This is a genomic window from Micromonospora sp. B9E7 (assembly GCF_039871815.1).
In the GTDB taxonomy this organism is placed as follows: Bacteria; Actinomycetota; Actinomycetes; order Mycobacteriales; family Micromonosporaceae; genus Micromonospora.
Genome location: NZ_JBDPLX010000011.1, coordinates 37,880 through 50,905, shown reverse-complemented (window position 1 = coordinate 50,905; position 13,026 = coordinate 37,880). Strand labels below are relative to the sequence as shown.

13 protein-coding genes are annotated in these 13,026 nt (G+C 70.4%); 11 read left to right on the top strand and 2 right to left on the bottom strand.

Annotated elements, in window-relative coordinates; genetic code table 11:
- Positions 1-27: 27 nt before the first annotated feature.
- The 8 genes from hisG (at position 28) to pheT (ending at position 8,419) form a co-directional block, all read left to right on the top strand.
- Complete coding sequence (gene hisG / locus ABGB10_RS19285; RefSeq protein ID WP_347662237.1) at positions 28-873, top strand: ATP phosphoribosyltransferase; 846 nt, start codon at positions 28-30, stop codon at positions 871-873.
- 302 nt (positions 874-1,175) lie between these two features.
- Entirely contained in the window at positions 1,176-1,649 is a 474-nt protein-coding gene (locus ABGB10_RS19280; protein WP_347662236.1) for a PH domain-containing protein, read from the top strand.
- A gap of 692 nt (positions 1,650-2,341) precedes the next feature.
- The gene (gene infC, locus ABGB10_RS19275; protein WP_278138778.1) at positions 2,342-2,992 is read left to right on the top strand and encodes a translation initiation factor IF-3; all 651 of its coding nucleotides are present in this window, start codon (positions 2,342-2,344) and stop codon (positions 2,990-2,992) included.
- 19 nt (positions 2,993-3,011) lie between these two features.
- The gene (gene rpmI / locus ABGB10_RS19270; RefSeq protein WP_007458415.1) at positions 3,012-3,206 is read left to right on the top strand and encodes a 50S ribosomal protein L35; all 195 of its coding nucleotides are present in this window, start codon (positions 3,012-3,014) and stop codon (positions 3,204-3,206) included.
- A gap of 32 nt (positions 3,207-3,238) precedes the next feature.
- Complete coding sequence (gene rplT, locus ABGB10_RS19265) at positions 3,239-3,631, top strand: 50S ribosomal protein L20 (protein WP_030488429.1); 393 nt, start codon at positions 3,239-3,241, stop codon at positions 3,629-3,631.
- A gap of 29 nt (positions 3,632-3,660) precedes the next feature.
- Entirely contained in the window at positions 3,661-4,512 is an 852-nt protein-coding gene (locus tag ABGB10_RS19260) for an RNA methyltransferase (RefSeq protein ID WP_347662235.1), read from the top strand.
- Positions 4,513-4,731: 219 nt separating this feature from the next.
- Positions 4,732-5,799 (top strand): phenylalanine--tRNA ligase subunit alpha, encoded by a 1,068-nt coding sequence (gene pheS / locus ABGB10_RS19255; protein ID WP_347662234.1) that lies wholly within the window; start codon positions 4,732-4,734, stop codon positions 5,797-5,799.
- 40 nt (positions 5,800-5,839) lie between these two features.
- Entirely contained in the window at positions 5,840-8,419 is a 2,580-nt protein-coding gene (gene pheT / locus ABGB10_RS19250) for a phenylalanine--tRNA ligase subunit beta (protein ID WP_347662233.1), read from the top strand.
- A gap of 46 nt (positions 8,420-8,465) precedes the next feature.
- Here pheT and ABGB10_RS19245 read toward each other — a convergent pair whose 3' ends face one another.
- Positions 8,466-9,230 (bottom strand): Crp/Fnr family transcriptional regulator, encoded by a 765-nt coding sequence (locus ABGB10_RS19245; protein ID WP_347662232.1) that lies wholly within the window; start codon positions 9,228-9,230, stop codon positions 8,466-8,468.
- Positions 9,231-9,262: 32 nt separating this feature from the next.
- On the opposite strand from ABGB10_RS19245, the gene ABGB10_RS19240 reads away from it, so the two are divergent.
- Entirely contained in the window at positions 9,263-9,433 is a 171-nt protein-coding gene (locus ABGB10_RS19240; protein ID WP_347662231.1) for a hypothetical protein, read from the top strand.
- Positions 9,434-9,653: 220 nt separating this feature from the next.
- Here ABGB10_RS19240 and ABGB10_RS19235 read toward each other — a convergent pair whose 3' ends face one another.
- Positions 9,654-10,328: a hypothetical protein gene (locus tag ABGB10_RS19235; RefSeq protein ID WP_347662230.1), complete on the bottom strand. Its 675-nt coding sequence runs from the start codon at positions 10,326-10,328 to the stop codon at positions 9,654-9,656.
- Between the two features lie 511 nt (positions 10,329-10,839).
- On the opposite strand from ABGB10_RS19235, the gene argC reads away from it, so the two are divergent.
- Positions 10,840-11,841 (top strand): N-acetyl-gamma-glutamyl-phosphate reductase, encoded by a 1,002-nt coding sequence (argC, locus tag ABGB10_RS19230; RefSeq protein ID WP_347662229.1) that lies wholly within the window; start codon positions 10,840-10,842, stop codon positions 11,839-11,841.
- Complete coding sequence (gene argJ, locus ABGB10_RS19225) at positions 11,838-13,010, top strand: bifunctional glutamate N-acetyltransferase/amino-acid acetyltransferase ArgJ (RefSeq protein ID WP_347662228.1); 1,173 nt, start codon at positions 11,838-11,840, stop codon at positions 13,008-13,010. Before argC ends, argJ begins: the two co-directional genes overlap by 4 nt.
- The last annotated feature ends 16 nt before the right edge of the window (positions 13,011-13,026 follow it).

Below are 13,026 nucleotides of genomic sequence, written 5' to 3'. Positions count from 1 at the left end.
CCATCCGGATCGAAGGAGCACTCCGTCATGCTGCGTGTCGCCATTCCCAACAAGGGCACCCTGGCCGAGCCGGCCGCCCAGATGCTGCGCGAGGCGGGCTACCGCCAGCGCACCGACCCCAAGGACCTCGTCTGCCGGGACGAGGCCAACGACGTCGAATTCTTCTACCTGCGCCCCAAGGACATCGCCACCTACGTCGGTTCCGGTGACCTCGACCTCGGCATCACCGGTCGGGACCTGCTGATCGACTCGGCCGCGCCGGCCGAAGAGGTCGTCGACCTCGCCTTCGGGCGGGCCACCTTCCGCTTCGCCGCCCGCCCCGACGACATCGCCTCCGTCCAGGACCTGGGCGGCCACCGGATCGCCACCGCGTACCCGGGGCTGGTCGAGCGGCACCTGCGCGAGGCGGGGGTCAAGGCCGACGTCATCCGCCTCGACGGTGCGGTGGAGAACGCCGTACGCCTCGGGGTCGCCGACGTGATCGCGGACGTGGTCGAAACCGGCGCCACCCTGCGCCAGGCGGGCCTGGTCGTCTTCGGCGAGCCGCTGCTGCGCTCATCGGCGGTGCTGGTCCGTCGTGCCGACGCGCCCGCGCACCCACAGGCCGAGCAGCTCCTGCGTCGCCTGCACGGTGTGCTGGTCGCCCGCCGCTACGTGATGCTCGCCTACGACGTGCCCGCCGGCCTGCTGGACCGGGCCAGCGGGCTCACCCCGGGCATCGAGTCGCCCACCGTCTCGCCCCTGCACCGCGAGGGCTGGGTGGCGGTGCAGGCGATGGTGCTCCGCGACGACGTCCACCGGATCATGGACGAGCTGTACGAGTTGGGCGCCCGCGCCATCCTCGTCACCAACATCCACGCCTGTCGCCTCTGACCGTCCAGATCCGCGCGCCGCGCTGTGGCTCGGGTGCGCGCCTGCGCTGTGGCTGGGGTTGGCGCCTCGCGCCTTGATCAACTCGGTCTCCCTGAAATGGGGGTGTCCGGCTCGCTGCGACACCCCCATTTCCCTGATCCGGAGTGGATCTATCCCCACCCGTCGGCCTCAAGCGTGGCCGGTTGGCGAGGGTCTTGGCCGGACGCCTCGCACCGTGGGCCTGGGGCCCAATCATGAGGTTTGAGGCGTTGGTCAGTGGGTGGTGCGTTTGAAGGGCTGGGTGCGGATGGCAGACTGGTGGGGTGAGTGAAGCCGAGCTGGTCCGCCTGAAGCCCCGCCGCATCCGCGTGGTCTGTTGGTCGGCGGCGGTTGCGTTGGTGGTGGTGTTCGGCCTGGTCGCTACCTCGCTGAGTGGGCCGACCGGCGACGGCTACGGCAGCTTCCAGCGCGGCGACCAGGTGGCCATGATCGGTCTGGGCGTCTTCGGTGCGCTGGGGTTCCTGCTGTTCACCCGTCCGCGGGTGGAGGCGGACGCACGTGGCATCCGGGTGCGCAACGTGATCAGCTCCTACGAGCTGCCCTGGGAGGTCGTGCGGGGAGTCCGCTTCGACCGGGGCGCGCCGTGGGCCAGCCTGGAACTGCACGACGACGACCTGCTGCCGATGGTCGCCCTGCAGGCTGCCGACAAGGAGTTGGCCGTCGACGGGGTCCGCGCGCTGCGGCGACTGCACCAGGCACACCAGGACCGCCTCGCCGAACGCGCCGTCGGCCACTGAGGGCCGCCCCGTCGGCTGCTGAAGGCCCGCCCCGTCGTCTGTTGGGTGCCGCGCCGTCGGCTGCTGAAGCCGCGCTGTCGGTCGACCTGCGCCGTGTCCGTTCAGCAGTGCGCCAAGGGCCGACCTGCGCTCGCCACTGGTCCTGAGCCCGCGCCCGGCCCGCAAGATCCGGGCAACTTCGGTGAAACTGCTGCCTCCGAGATCCCGGAGGCAGCAGTTTCCGAGAAAGTGCGCAGCGTGCCGAGTGGCGCACGGGGGCCAGGTGGCGCGAGAGGGCACGCGATCGACGTGGCGCAGGAGGGGCACATGGTGCCCCAGGGAGTGAGACGGCGCGGCGAGGACTCCGGGGGAAGCTTTGAGCTGGTGCCCCGGGTGTCCCGGTTTGGGGGTGGCCGGGGCGTCGGTGTAGTGTTATCGAGTCGACCAGGCTGTCTCCGCGTGCGAGCAGACAGCCTTGAAAGCGGAGCGCCTGCTCCCACCCGAGTCGCCGCTACGGTGGCCGGGTCCGGTCACCGGTTCCGGGCACGTCCCGGCGTCGGGTGCGCGATCCTTGTGATCGTGCTGACCGGTCGAGCGGGCCCTGGCATGCGCCGGGGCCTTCTGCTTTTCGGGTCGGTTCCCATCCGGGAGCCGCAGGGGTCGGCTACTGAGCAGAAACGACTCGAGGAGGCCCCATCAGCGTCGAACCACGCGTGAACGAGCAGATCCGGGCACGTGAGGTCCGACTGGTCGGCCCAGAGGGTGAGCAGGTGGGCATCGTCCCGCTGGAGCGCGCTCTTCAGCTGGCCGCGGACGTCGATCTGGACCTGGTCGAGGTTGCGCCGATGGCGCGCCCGCCGGTGTGCAAGCTCATGGACTTCGGCAAGTTCAAGTACGAGAGCGCACTCAAGGCGCGCGAAGCGCGGCGTAACCAGCAGCAGACCGTCATCAAGGAAATGAAGCTTCGGCCGAAGATCGACCCGCACGACTACGAGACCAAGAAGGGTCACGTGGTGCGGTTCCTCAAGGCGGGCGACAAGGTCAAGGTGACGATCATGTTCCGCGGTCGCGAGCAGAGTCGCCCGGAGCTGGGTTACCGGCTCCTGCGTCGGCTCGAATCCGAGATCACGGACCTGGGATACGTCGAGGCCGCTCCGAAGCAGGACGGCCGAAACATGATCATGGTTCTCGCTCCGCACCGGGCCGTCAAGGCTTCCGCGGTCGCCGCCACGGCGTCTCGCGGTGGCCCTCGGGACCGGGCAGCGGACGAGTCCGCCGCTCCGGCAGCCGATGAGACCGCGGCGGTCGGCGAGACCGCAGCAGCCGGTGACACCGGCACCGCCGCCGACACCAGCGGCGAGTAACAGGGGAGAGACGTTCCACATGCCGAAGATGAAGAGCCACACGGGTATGGGTAAGCGGGTCAAGGTGACCGGCAAGGGCAAGATCGTTGCCCAGCAGGCCGGCCTCCGCCACAACCTGGAGAAGAAGCCCTCCACCCAGACCCGCCGGCTGACCGGCACGGTCGTGCTGGCCAAGGCCGACGTCAAGCGCATCAAGAAGCTGCTCGGCCGCTGACGCGCGCCACCTTTACGTAATTAGGAGTTGAGATGGCACGCGTCAAGCGGGCTGTAAACGCCCAGAAGAAGCGTCGTACCCTGCTGGAGTCCGCGAGTGGTTACCGCGGTCAGCGCTCCCGCCTGTACCGCAAGGCCAAGGAGCAGGTGCTGCACTCGATGCAGTACGCCTACCGGGACCGTCGCGACCGCAAGGGCGACTTCCGGCAGCTGTGGATTCAGCGGATCAACGCAGGCGCCCGGGCCAACGGGATGACCTACAACCGTCTGATCCAGGGCCTGCGTCTGGCTGGCATCGAGGTCGACCGCAAGATCCTGGCCGACATGGCTGTCAACGACGCCGCTTCCTTCGCGGCGATCGTCGAGCTGGCTCGGGCTGCGGTCACGGCCGAGGGCACCGGCGGCGCGGCGGCTCAGGCCGCCTGATCCCCACGCACCAGAGCGAGGCGTCTCCCGTGTCGGCATCGCCGTCCGGGGGGCGCCTCGATCGTGCCGGAGGAGCGCACACCATGGCCTTCACCCCGCGTACCCCCAGGATTGTCGCCGCCCGCCGGTTGCAGCGCCGCCGGGACCGCGACGCCACCGGCCGTTTCCTGGCCGAGGGCCCGCAGGCGGTCCGCGAGGCCCTCGCCCGGCCGGGGGTGGTCACCGAGTTGTTTGGTACGACCACCGCCCTCGACCGGTATCCGGAGCTGGCCGCCGCGGCGGCCCACGCCGACGTGCCGGTGTCCGAGGTGACCGACGAGGCCCTCGCCGCGCTGGCCGAGACCGTCGCCCCGCAAGGGCTGGTCGCTGTCTGCCGGCACCTCGACGTGCCGTTGGCGCAGGCCCTCGCGGGCGCACCCCGGCTGGTGGCGGTGCTCGCCGAGATCCGCGACCCGGGCAACGCCGGCACGGTGCTGCGTACCGCCGACGCGGCCGGGGCGGGCGCGGTGGTCTTCGCCGGCGACGCCGTCGACCCGTACAACGGCAAGTGTGTGCGCGCCTCGGCCGGCAGCCTCTTCCACGTCGACGTGGTGCGCGCCGCCGACCCTGCCCAGGTGGTCGAGGCGCTCCGGGCCGCCGGGCTGTCGATCTTCGCCACCACCGGGTACGGCGACAGCGACCTGGACGACCTGACCGACTACGGCCGGCTCGTCGGGCCCACCGCCTGGCTGTTCGGCTCGGAGGCGCACGGCCTGCCCGAGGAGTTGACCGCCGCCGCCGACGCCCGGGTGCGGGTGCCGTTGTACGGGCGCGCGGAGAGCCTCAACCTGGCTGCCGCAGCGGCCGTGTGCCTGTACGCTTCAGCGAGAGCACAGCGCTGACGGTGTCCACACCCGGCGCGACCGACTGCAGGGGAGAGCGTCCGCCCATGAACGCGACACGGCGTTCGTTTAGCCAGCCCGCCGGTGTCGGCGGGCGGCGGGCCTGACCTGCTCCCTGCACAACTCCTACCGGCGGGCTGCGGCACAGCCGCGCGTCCGTAGACTCGCTTCGCCGCCCCGGTGAGGGCTGGCGCCGCCGTGAGGGAGTGCCCGTACGCCATGAGCTACCGCAACGATCCGTACGACCCGAAGCAGGTCGCCCTGCTCGACCCCGCCGCCCTGGCCGAGGCCGTCGCGGACGCCACGAAGGCGTTCGAGTCCGCCGCCGACCCGGACGCGCTGACCGCGCTGCGCTCGGTGCACCTCGGTGACCGGTCCCCGGTCTCGTTGGCCCGCCGGGAGATCGGCGCGTTGCCGCCGGCCGCGAAGTCCGACGCCGGTAAGCGGGTGAACGAGGCCCGCCGGGCGATCGAGTCCGCGTACGCCGAGCGCGCCGAGGTGCTGGAACGCGAGCAGGCCGAGCGGGTGCTGGTCGAGGAGCGGGTGGACGTCACCCTGCCCTACGACCGGCGTCCGCGAGGCGCCCGTCACCCGCTGAGCGTCCTGATGGAGTCGATCAGCGACCTGTTCGTCGGGATGGGCTACGAGGTGGCCGAGGGGCCCGAGGTCGACCTGGAGTGGGTCAACTTCGACGCGTTGAACATCCCCGCCGACCACCCGGCGCGCGGGTTGATGGACACCTTCCACATCGCACCGGAGGGCTCCGGCCTGGTGCTGCGTACCCACACCTCGACGGTGCAGACCCGCACGATGCTCAGCCGTAAGCCGCCGATCTACGTGATCGTGCCCGGCCGCGTCTACCGGACCGACGAGATCGACGCCACGCACAGCCCGGTGTTCCACCAGGCCGAGGGTCTGGTGGTCGACAAGGGCATCACGATGGCGCACCTGCGGGGCACGCTCGACCACTTCGCCCGGGCGATGTTCGGCCCGGAGGCGAAGACCCGGTGGCGGCCGCACTACTTCCCGTTCACCGAGCCGTCGGCGGAGTTCGACGTGTGGTTCCCGGAGCACCGCGACGGCCCGCAGTGGGTCGAGTGGGGTGGCTGCGGCATGGTCAACCCGCGGGTGCTGCGCGCCTGCGGCGTCGACCCGGAGGTCTACTCCGGATTCGCGTTCGGCATGGGCATCGACCGGACCCTCATGATCCGGCACGGCGTCAGCGACATCCGCCATCTCTTCGAGGGCGACGTGCGGTTCAGCCGCGCGCTCGGGACCGGGGCGTAGGCGATGCGGGTACGAGACACGGGAACGGTGGTCTGAAGTCATGCGAGTTTCTGTCAGTTGGCTGCGGGAGTACGTCGACCTCCCCGCCGACCTGCCCACCGGTGACCTGGAGCAGGCCCTGGTCGACCTCGGCATCGAGGTCGAGTCCGTGGTGGACCTGGCCGAGTCGGTCACCGGTCAGCTCGTCGTCGGTGAGGTCCGCGAGATCGAGGAGCTCACCGGGTTCAAGAAGCCGATCCGGTTCTGCCGGGTCGACGTGGGTGACGCGAACGGCACCGGGGAGCCGCAGGAGATCGTCTGCGGGGCGCGCAACTTCGCCCCCGGTGACCGGGTGGTGGTGATCCTGCCTGGTGGTGTGCTGCCCGGCGGGTTCGCGATCGGCGCCCGCAAGACGTACGGGCACAACTCGGCGGGCATGATCTGCTCGGCGAAGGAGCTGGGTCTGGGCGACGACCACTCCGGCATCATCGTGCTGGGGCCGGACGTGACGGCGAAGCCGGGCGACGACGCGCGCCCGGTGGTCGGCCTCGACGACGTCGTGCTCGATCTGGAGATCACCCCCGACCGGGGGTACGCGCTGAGCCTGCGCGGCCTGGCCCGGGAGCTGTCGCACGCGTTCGAGGTGCCGCTGCGCGACCCGGCCCTGGTGCCGGCGCCGGGTGGCACCGACACGCCGGCGTACCCGGTGGAGGTCCGCGACACGGTCGGCTGCGACCGGTTCACCGCCCGCCTGGTCCGGGGGGTCGACCCGACCGCGCCCACCCCGTCCTGGATGCAGCAGCGGCTCGTCACCGCCGGTATCCGCAGCATCTCGCTGCCCGTCGACATCACCAACTACGTGATGTTGGAGCTGGGCCAGCCGATGCACGCCTTCGACGCCGACCGGATCGTCGGGCCGCTGGTGGTCCGTCGCGCCGAGACGGGGGAGAAGCTGACCACCCTGGACGGCGTCAACCGGGTGCTCACCGCCGACGACATGGTCATCTGCGACGCTGGGCTGGACAACGCCCTCGGGGGCGAGGGCGCCGGCGTCCCCATCTCCCTCGCGGCGGTGATGGGCGGCGAGACCAGCGAGGTCGTCGCCGGCACCACCACCGTGCTCTTCGAGGCGGCGCACTGGGACCCGGCGATGGTCGGGCGTACCGCCCGCCGGCACAAGCTGTTCAGCGAGGCCGCGAAGCGCTGGGAGCGGGGCGTCGACCCGGCCGTGGCGCTGGTCGCGCTGGAGCGTGCCGTGCGGCTGCTCACCGAGCACGGCGGGGGCACGCCGAGCGCGGAGATCCTGGACATCGACCACGTCCGCCCGCGTACCCCGATCACCCTGCCGGCGGACCTGCCCACCCGGCGGGTCGGCGTGGAGTACCCGCCGGCGCGGGTGGTCGCCCTGCTGGAGCAGGTCGGCTGCACCGTCGCGCAGGGTTCCGATCGGCTGTCCGAGGACCCGGGCGCGGTCGGCGTGGCCAGCGGTGTCGGGACGACGCTGAGCGTCACCCCGCCGACCTGGCGGCCCGACCTCACCGACCCGGCCGACCTGGTCGAGGAGGTGGTCCGCCTCGACGGGTACGACAAGGTGCCGTCGGTGTTGCCGACCGCGCCTCCCGGTCGCGGCCTGACCCCGCGGCAGCGTCGGCGCCGGGCCGTCGCCGGGTCGCTGGCCGAGCGGGGGTACGTGGAGGTGCTCGCGCACCCGTTCGTGTCGCCGGAGCTGGCCGACCAGCTCGGCCTGCCGGCCGACGACCCGCGTCGGCCCGTGGTGCGGCTGGCCAACCCGCTGTCCGAGGAGGAGCCGCTGCTGCGCACCACGCTGCTCGGCCCGCTGCTCGGCATCCTCAAGCGCAACCTCGGCCGGGGTCACCGCGACCTCGCCCTCTACGAGATCGGCGCGGTCTTCCACCCGCGCGTCGGTGCCGGCAGCCCGCCGGCGATGGGCGTGGACCGACGCCCCACCGACGAGGAGTTCGCCGCCGCCGACGCGGTGGTCCCGGCGCAGCCGGTGCACGTCGCGGCGGTGCTCTCCGGCGACCTCGACCCGGCCGGCTGGTGGGGTGCGGGTCGACCGGCCGGCTGGGCGGACGCCATCGAGGCGGCCCGGGACGCGCTGGACGCCGCCGGTGTCTCCGGCGAGCGGGTCGAGGTGCGGGCGGCCGAGTACGCGCCGTGGCACCCGGGCCGCTGCGCCGAGCTGCGGGTCGACGGCACGGTCGTCGGGCACGCCGGTGAGCTGCACCCGGTGGTGGTCGGGGCGTTGGAGCTGCCCCGTCGTACCTGCGCGATGGAGCTGGACCTGGACGCGTTGCCAGCGGCCCCGGTGGCGTCCGCGCCCACGGTGTCCGGCTTCCCGCCGGCGCTGATCGACGTGGCGTTGGTGGTGGACGACTCGGTGCCGGCGGAGCAGGTGCGCCGGGCGCTGGAGGCGGGTGCCGGTGAGCTGCTGGAGGACGTGCGGCTGTTCGACGTCTACTCCAGTGCGCAGCTCGGTGCCGGTCGTCGGTCGCTGGCGTACAAGCTGACGTTCCGTGCGCCGGACCGGACGCTGACCGTCGAGGAGGCGGTCGCGGCACGGGACGCGGCGGTCGCCGTCGCGGCGGAACGCCTCGGCGCCACCCTGCGCGGCGCCTGACGGAGTCGACGGGCTCCTCTCCTGTGCAACGCAGCAGAGGGGCCCGTCAGTCGTCGCTGGATTCCAGGTTGCCGAGTTTCCGCAGGCTCGCCAGATCGCGGACGGTGATCCGGCGGTAATCAGTGTCGACCAGCCCGTCTGTCCGTAGCTCCCGCAGGGCCTTCTGGATGGAGGTCTCGGAGGCGCCGCAGACGGTGGCCAGGTCGGGTTGCGTGAGTCGGACGTCGATGATGATGCCGTCGGTCCCTTGTCGACCGTGGGTCCGGCATAGTTCCGCGACCACTCGGGCGACACGCAGTTTCACCGGGTATGAGGTGAAGTCGATCCGCCGTCGATTGGACCAGCGCAGCCGGTCGGACACCATCGCGGCGAGTTCGACGGCGGCGTCGGGATGCTCCTTCAGGAACCGCTTGAACCGGTCCGGCTGGATCACGCTGTACCTTGCGGGCCCGCAGGTCGTGACGGTCGCAGAGCGGGGTGCGTCGTTCAGCGCGGACATCTCGCCCACGAGATCACCGCCCACCCGGAGGGACAGCAGAGCGGACCGACCGTCCGGCAGGGACGCCGTCACCTTTGTCAGACCCTCTTCGAGGAGCACCAGGTGAGATTCCCGTATGCCCTCGTGGATCACGATCTGCCCGGCGGGAACCTGACGGCGAACGCCCAGCCCCAGTAGCTCGTCACGAACCGGCGCGGCGAGCCGTTGCAAAAACGTCTCGTACGGTCGCCTCAGGACTGCATAGCTGATAGGTCTCGCGGGGTTGCTGTTAGGAGTTGGGTCACCCTCTGGCCGATGGTCGGCATCCGTCATGTGGGACAGCCATGTGCGGTCATGATTGCTAGGTGTTCTCGATCGCGAGGCCGTTGAAGCATCTTTTTGGTAGCAGCAACGACAGCAAGTCGAACGAAGCGGATGTTTTCGATGACATCTGCCTCGTCGATCAGCCGATCGGTCGGCCAGAGTTCCGGAAACCAGCCGTCGAGGATCTCGACGTGACCTTGGAAGAGTTGTAGCCGATGGACCGTCGAGTAAGGGGCTGAGGACGTGGTGCCACGTTGGCAGGCAGCAGCCCAGGCGGGACCCCTAGCGACAACGTCGACATCGCCCGGATCATCTATCCATCCTCTCGCGAACAACGGCCCACTCCCGGCCACCGCATAGTGCTGCTGCGGCAGCCCGAGGGACAAGAGCTCTCGGATGTACAGATGATCAAGCAGAGTGTTCATCGATGTCCTAAAGTGCCGGCAGGCCCAGTGCGATGCGGACCGCTATTCCAGCGCCGACCGCGACGAGAAGACTGGTCAATGTGCCCATCATGACGTACTGACTAAAGCTGCTGTCTCTCTGTTCCCGCACCTCGGGTAATCTGACGAGGGACTTGACCGTGATGGCTAGTGCTGCCGCCTCAGGTTGGCCTGTAGCGATGAAGATGAAGACCAGCGCTCGCTCGATCCAGCCGAGGTACGTGCCTAGGGGCAATAGCCCAGCTCCCCCATCGTGCTCGGGCTCGGTTAGGGCGTTGAAATACGGTCTTACGACACGTGCCACGATGAGATTTCCGGCAAATACGGCCAGCAGGAAGCCGGAGAGGATCACGCTGAGTCTGTCATCGTTCCACAACGTGGCTACCTTTTGTATCCATGTCGTGCCATAAAACGCCACTACCGCTAAGAGCAAAACGCCTAACACCGTCGCAAGGTTTCGGTGTGACATCACGGGGCGAAGAGATTCGGTGAGCGATGGCCGGCTCCTCAGCCGTAGGCTCGCCCAGCCACGAAGTACGGACCATCGATCGGGGCGTCGTGGTGGGACGTTGTGGAGGAGTCCCGACAGTGCCGCCGCAGCCCATACGAATGCGGCTTTCCAGCCGTCCAGTACCGGAAGAACCGCATAGGTCGCGTAGAGCATGGTGAAGATCTGTGCGGCCCATGGTCGAGGACGCAGGACGTTTAGGCTCAGAGGCAACAGGACTGCGACAAGAAGCCCGAATACAAGCCGGGTCAGTTCCAATATCTGCCCTTACACGTCGGAGCGGCACCTTCTGCGGCGACGGTACCCAGTTGGAGCAAGGGCTGCTGCGAGCACCCTTGCCGTGCCCAGCTGTGTCGGACTTGGAACCCAGAGCTGAATGACGGAGTCACCCGCCAGCGCCCTCCCGCTGCGGCGAGGTTCCTCGAGACGCCTGTCGCCCCATCCGCAAGCGGGATGGACTGGCGATCGGTTGCCGGCGGGGCAGCGGGTGAGCTGGCGATCGGGCGTTGCCGGACTGGGAGGTGAGAGGTCAGAGTGCGCTTCGGTTGCTGATCGCAGCGCACCTACAATCCAGATCGCTTCCTTATGTCGATGCAGTGCACTGCATGAACTTGCACTCGCGAGTCGTCCTTGTTAATCTTCTCTGCATAGTCATGCGGAGGTGAGTATGGGGATCCGAGTCGCGGTCGCCGGTGCGAGCGGCTACGCCGGCGGTGAGTTGCTCCGTCTGGTCGCCGGGCACCCGGAGTTCGACCTGGTCGCCGCCACCGCGCACAGCCAGGCCGGGCACCGCGTCGACGCGGTGCACCCTCAGCTCACCGGCCTCGACCTGGTGCTCGGCACGACCGACCCCATCAGCCTGGCCGACGCTGACCTGGTCTTTCTGGCCCTGCCGCACGGCGAGTCGGCGGCCCTCGCCGCGCAGTTGCCGGCCGAGGTGCGCATCGTCGACCTGGGCGCGGACCACCGGCTGGCCGACCCGTACGCCTGGGCGCAGTACTACGGCGGCACGCACGCCGGGCAGTGGACCTACGGCCTGCCCGAGCTGCCCGGTCAGCGGGAGTTGATCGCCGGCTCGACCCGGGTGGCGAACACCGGCTGCTACGCCGCGGCGATCACCCTGGCGCTCGCGCCGTTGATCGCCGACGGCGCGGCCAACCCGGCCGACGTGGTGGTGGTCGCCGCCTCCGGCACCTCCGGCGCCGGCCGGTCGACCAAGGCGCACCTGCTGGCCAGCGAGGTGATGGGGGACCTGTCGCCGTACCGGGTGGGCACCCACCAGCACGTGCCGGAGATCAAGCAGGCCACCGGCGCGACCGGCCTGTCGTTCACCCCGGTCCTGGCACCGATGCCGCGCGGCATCCTGGCCACGGTCACCGCGGTGCCGGCGCGCGGCGTCGACCCGCAGGAGGTGCTGGCGCAGGCGTACGCGGACGCGCCGTTCGTGCACGTGCTGCCGGAGGGCCGCTGGCCACACACGGCCGCCACGTTGGGCTCCAACTCGTGTCACCTGCAGGCCACCGTCGACGTCGACTCGGGTCGGCTGATCGTGCTCAGCGCGCTCGACAACCTGGGCAAGGGTGCCGCTGGTCAGGCTGTGCAGAACGCCAATCTCATGCTCGGCCTGCCGGAGACGACGGGCCTGTCGATCTGGGGGGTCAGCCCGTGAGTGTCACCACCCCTCGGGGGTTCCGGGCGGCCGGGGTGGCCGCCGGCCTCAAGGCCAGCGGCGGCGCGGACGTCGCGCTGGTGGTCAACGACGGCCCGGACGCCGGTGTCGCCGGTGTCTTCACCACCAACCGGGTCAAGGCCGCGCCGGTGCTCTGGAGCCAGCAGGTCGTGCAGGGTGGTGTGGTCCGCGCGGTGGTGCTCAACTCCGGCGGTGCCAACGCCTGCACCGGCCCGGCCGGTTTCCAGGACACCCACGCCACCGCCGAGCACACCGCCGCCGCGCTGACCTCGGTGAGCCCACGGTTGATCCTCGGTGCCGGTGAGGTCGCGGTCTGCTCGACCGGCCTGATCGGTGAGCGGCTGCCGATGCCGAAGCTGCTGCCCGGCGTCCGGTCGGCGATCAAGGGGTTGTCCCGCGACGGTGGCGCGGCCGCCGCCGAGGCGATCATGACCACGGACACCCGGCCGAAGACCACGGTGGCCCGGGGCAGCGGCTGGTCGGTCGGAGGCATGGCCAAGGGCTCCGGGATGCTCGCTCCGGGGATGGCCACCATGCTCTGCGTGCTCACCACCGACGCGGTGGCCGGGCCGGCGACGCTGGACGAGGCGCTGCGCGCGGCGACCCGGGTCACCTTCGACCGGGTCGACTCCGACGGCTGCATGTCCACCAACGACACGGTGTTGCTGCTGGCCAGCGGTGCGAGCGGCATCGAGCCGACACCGGCCGAGCTGAGCGCCGCGGTCACCGCCGCCTGTCACGACCTGGCCCAGCAGTTGGTGGCCGACGCCGAGGGTGCCACCAAGCAGGTCGCGATCGACGTGGTGAACGCCGCCGACGAGGACGACGCGGTCGAGGTGGGCCGTACGGTGGCGCGCAACAACCTGGTCAAGACCGCGCTGTTCGGCAACGACCCCAACTGGGGTCGGATCCTCGCCGCCGTCGGCACCACCGCCGCGGCGTTCGAGCCGGACGAGGTGGACGTGGCGGTCAACGGGGTGTGGGTGTGCCGGCGCGGCGCCGCCGCCGAGGACCGCTCGAAGGTCGACCTGACCGGGCGGGACGTGACCATCCGGATCGACCTGCACGCGGGCACGGCGGCGGCGACGATCTGGACCAACGACCTGTCCCACGCGTACGTGCACGAGAACTCGGCGTACTCCACGTGAGCGCGAGGAACGCAGC